Consider the following 3839-nt stretch of genomic DNA (forward strand, 5'->3'; position numbering starts at 1 on the left):
GTTAATCCCTTACTTTGTCTTCCATATGGTGAGCATATCAATTATAATTATTTTAAGTCCAGAATAAAGATTGCGAAGGTGCTTAATTGTTTGAAAAAGTCTTAAAGAGAAGAATAAGTTTAAATTCATTTCTAATCTATGATATTATGTGTTTAAACTCTCTTTAGGAGGTTTGGAATGGATATTAAACCAATAGAGTGGAAAGGTGATAGGCTAATTGTGCTTGATCAGAGGCTTCTCCCCCATAAATTTGAGTATGTTGAGTGCAAAACATATATGGATGTTTATCTTGCCATAAAAGAGATGAAGACGAGGGGAGCGCCTGTTATAGGAGTAACAGCAGGCTATGGGTTTTATCTTGGAATAAAGGAATTAAAAGAGGAAGAGATAAAAGATAGATACACAGAGATAAGGGATAAACTACTTTCAGCAAGACCAACCGCTGTAAACTTAAGATGGGCTCTTGAGAGAATGGAGAGGGTTTTAAAGGAAAATCTTGGAAAACAAAATATAAAAGAGATTATAAGAAATGAGGCAATTAAAATAGAAAAAGAGGAAGAGGAGAAGTGTATAAAGATATCTCAGTTTGGAGAAAAGTTATTCCCAGATGGAACTACCTTTTTAACCCATTGCAATACTGGTTCTCTTGCAACCCTTGGACCTGGAACTGCCCTTGGGGTAATAAAGTTTACAAAAAGAGCTGGAAAGAGGATTCAGGTCTTCTATACTGAAACAAGACCGTACCTTCAGGGAGCAAGACTCACTGGCCTTGAGTTGGTTAAAGAAGGAATCCCTTCAACACTTATAACAGATTCAATGGCAGGATGGGTTATGAAATTAAAGAAGGTTGATGCAGTAATAGTTGGGGCAGACAGAATTGCAAGAAATGGCGATACGGCAAATAAGATAGGCACATACACCCTCTCCGTACTTGCAAGGGAAAATGGAATACCCTTCTACATTGCTGCGCCATTCTCAAGTATAGACCTCTCTCTTGAGAGTGGAGATGAAATTCCCATTGAAGAGAGAAATCCTAAGGAGGTAACACATATAAAGGATATTCAAATTGCAGTTGATGGAACCAAAGTATTCAATCCAGCCTTTGATGTAACACCTCATGAGAATATAACAGCGATAATAACAGAAAAGGGTGTTGTTTATCCACCTTTTGAAGAAAACCTTTTAAAACTCTCTAAATCTTGAGTCAATAATTATAGTGACTGGACCCTCGTTTATTAACCTTACCTCCATAAAGGCGGCAAATTTTCCTGTTTTTACTTTTATCCCCTGTTCTCTTACCTTCTCCACAAACTCAAGATAGAGTTTCTTTGCCCTCTCCGGTCTCTCAGCCCTTGTAAAATCAGGTCTTAACCCCCTCTTCACATTTCCAAGAAGTGTGAATTGAGACACAACAAGCATCTCTCCACCTACATCCTTTAAGGACAAATTCATTTTTCCACTTTCACCCTCAAACACCCTTAAGTTTGGTATCTTTTTCAATAAATATTCCATATCTTTTTCTGTATCATTCTCCTCCACAGCAAGAAGAACAAGGAAGCCTCTTCCAATATTTGAATAGACTTTACCGTCTATAATAACACTTGCCTCCTTTACTCTCTGGATAACTGCTCTCATTTATATGTCCTCTTCACCTCAACAATCTGCGGTATAATTGTGAGTTCGTTTACAAGCTGCTTAAATGCCCTATCTCCAGGAACCTGAAGGGTAAGGTGAATTGTTACAATTCTCTCCTTTCCCTTTGGTGGCGGAGCGTGAATCGACTCAATATTAATTCCATGCTTAGCTATTATTGAAGTTATTTTATTAAGTAGTCCTGGTGTATCCTTCACAACAACATCAACTTTTACCGGATAAAAGACCTTCCCTCCCTCAGTCCACTCAACCTTAACCAGTTTGTTTCTTGCTTCAGGATTATTTGCAAGGAGTCTCAAGAGATTCTTACAATCTCTCCTGTGGATAACAATTCCCCTCCCTTTTGTTATATAACCAATGATTTCATCTCCTGGAATTGGAGTGCAACACTTTGCAAGATTTATAAGTAGATTACCTTTAACCCCTGAAACTACAATTCCAAATTTGTTTCCCCTCCTTATCTTTCTCTCAAAGATTATACCCTTCTCTTCCTCCTTTACCTCTTTCTTCTCCTCCTCTTCCTTAATCTCTTCCCTTTCCTTTCTTCTAAAGAATTGTCTTATCTTTTCTCTTGTTGAAGGGCTCTTAACAAATTTGAGCCAGTCACGGGATGGTCCTGGAGATGTCTTTGAAACAAGAATTTCCACCCTCTCACCTGTCTTGAGCTTGTAATCAAGGGGAACAATTCTACCATTCACCTTTGCGCCAATACACTTATGTCCTATCTCTGTGTGAATCTTATAGGCAAAATCCACAGGAGTTGCACCCTTTGGAAGGTTTATTATCTCTCCCTTTGGAGTAAAAACAAAAATTTCATCAGAGAAAAGGTCTTCCTTTACCCTATTTATAAACTCCTTTGCAGACGGAATGGTTCTCTGCCACTCAGATATCTGTCTTATCCAGTTCATCTTGTTTAAAAGTGTCTCCTCCAGCTTCTTTCCCTTTTCCTTATAAGCCCAGTGAGCAGCAACTCCCATTTCGCATCTTACATGCATCTCCTCAGTTCTTATCTGAACCTCAAAGGGTTCTCCTCTATCTCCTATAACTGTTGTGTGGAGGGATTGATAACCATTTGGTTTTGGAATGGCTATGTAATCTTTAACCCTTCCTGGAACAGGTTTCCAAAGAGTATGGATGTATCCAAGAGATTTATAGCAATCTGTAACTGTTGGGACAATAACCCTTAAAGCTGTCAAATCAAATATCTCTTCAAAGGTCTTGTTGTCATACTTCATCTTTCTGTATATTGAGTAAAGGTTCTTCGCTCTTCCCTCAACTCTACAGATAATTCCTTTATCCTTTAAGAAGTTCTCTATCTTCTCCTTTATCCTCTCTATCTCCTCTTCCCTTTCCTCCCTCTTTCTTGCGACTTTTACTTTAAGATCATGGTATATTTCAGGCTCAAGATACTTAAGACACAGGTCTTCAAGCTCCCACTTTAAGGAGTATATTCCAAGTCTGTGGGCAAGGGGAACATAAATTTCCAGTGTCTCTTTAGCAATCCTTTTTCTCTTTTCTGGAGGAAGAAAGTTAAGTGTTCTCATGTTGTGTAATCTATCGGCAAGTTTTATGAAAACCACTCTGAAGTCTGTTGCCATGGCAATGAGAACTTTCCTTAAAGACTCAAGTTTTCTTTCCTCAAGGGAAAGGAATTTTATCTGGGAAATCTTGGTAACTCCGTCAACAAGACCTGCTATTTCTTTACCAAACTTCTCTCTGAGAGTATCTATACTTACTCCGGTATCCTCCACAACATCGTGGAGTATTCCTGCTGCAAGGGTTGGAACATCAAGATTAAAGGAGAGAAGAATCAAGGCAACATTTAGTGGATGAAGTATGTATGGTTCTCCTGATTTCCTCACCTGGCCTTCATGATACTTTTTTGCAAAAAGATACGCCTTTTCAAGGAACTTTATATCCTTATCAATTATCTTTCCTTTTGCCTTCTCCTTGAATTTCTCCCACAATAAAAGATCCTGTGAGAGATTCGTCTCTTTTGCTTCGCCTTTGTCCATAAAACTCCTCTTTAAACCCTCTGTTAAATAGAAATTAACACAACAAATACCCCTTTGTCAAATTATGCAACGCCAGGTGCCAGATACTGTGATAATGTCAAGGGGATGAAAGGGTCAAAGAGTTGTTTCTTTCTCTATAAGGGATACCTGATTTGTATACAGCATGAGCAA

Annotated in this window: 3 protein-coding genes; 1 reads left to right on the forward strand and 2 read right to left on the reverse strand. The window is 38.4% G+C overall.

Annotation, left to right across the window (positions count from 1 at the left end):
• Positions 1-177 precede the first annotated feature (177 nt).
• Positions 178-1203 carry an S-methyl-5-thioribose-1-phosphate isomerase gene (gene mtnA, locus J7J33_05700; GenBank protein ID MCD6168773.1) on the forward strand — a complete coding sequence of 342 codons (1026 nt, stop codon included), beginning with the start codon at positions 178-180 and terminating at the stop codon, positions 1201-1203.
• Here mtnA and dtd read toward each other — a convergent pair.
• Together dtd and J7J33_05710 are read right to left on the reverse strand one after the other, a co-directional pair.
• Positions 1183-1635, reverse strand: coding sequence for a D-tyrosyl-tRNA(Tyr) deacylase (dtd, locus tag J7J33_05705; GenBank protein ID MCD6168774.1), 453 nt, complete (start codon positions 1633-1635; stop codon positions 1183-1185). The two genes, mtnA and dtd, sit on opposite strands and share 21 nt — an antisense overlap.
• On the reverse strand, positions 1632-3668 hold the full coding sequence (locus J7J33_05710; GenBank protein MCD6168775.1) for a bifunctional (p)ppGpp synthetase/guanosine-3',5'-bis(diphosphate) 3'-pyrophosphohydrolase: 2037 nt from the start codon (positions 3666-3668) through the stop codon (positions 1632-1634). The genes dtd and J7J33_05710 overlap by 4 nt, the downstream gene beginning before the upstream one ends.
• Positions 3669-3839: the final 171 nt, after the last annotated feature.

Source organism: Caldisericia bacterium, assembly GCA_021158845.1.
In the GTDB taxonomy this organism is placed as follows: domain Bacteria; phylum Caldisericota; class Caldisericia; order B22-G15; family B22-G15; genus B22-G15.

What these genes read in the sequence shown, in the direction of transcription:
- dtd (MCD6168774.1), bottom strand. Translation starts at nt 1,635, where the DNA reads ATGAGAGCAGTTATCCAGAGAGTAAAGGAGGCAAGTGTTATTATAGAC.
- mtnA (MCD6168773.1), top strand. Translation starts at nt 178, where the DNA reads ATGGATATTAAACCAATAGAGTGGAAAGGTGATAGGCTAATTGTGCTT.
- J7J33_05710 (MCD6168775.1), bottom strand. Translation starts at nt 3,668, where the DNA reads ATGGACAAAGGCGAAGCAAAAGAGACGAATCTCTCACAGGATCTTTTA.